Source organism: Ligilactobacillus equi DSM 15833 = JCM 10991, assembly GCF_001435735.1.
GTDB classification, from domain to species: Bacteria; Bacillota; Bacilli; order Lactobacillales; family Lactobacillaceae; genus Ligilactobacillus; species Ligilactobacillus equi.
On the sequence record NZ_AZFH01000121.1, the window covers coordinates 1 to 229 of the forward strand.

1 protein-coding gene is annotated in these 229 nt (G+C 32.3%); it reads left to right on the top strand.

Annotation, left to right across the window (positions count from 1 at the left end):
- A partial coding sequence (locus FC36_RS07510) for a helix-turn-helix domain-containing protein (protein ID WP_156409552.1) occupies window positions 1-229 on the top strand: 229 nt, incomplete at both ends.

Below are 229 nucleotides of genomic sequence, written 5' to 3' on the forward strand. Positions count from 1 at the left end.
ATTACGGATTAAAAATGCGGATATATCCTAGTACTCAACAAAAGCAAATTATTAAAGTCAATTCTGATATTAGTAGAACTGTCTATAATAAGATGGTTGCGATTGACAAAGAATTATACCGACTAAAACAAGTTAAGTTATCTCTTGATACGGTTGTTGACCGTATTAGTGAGTTAGAAAGTCGTAAAAACGCTAGAAATATGGCTAACCATTACCAGTACATGCAAGA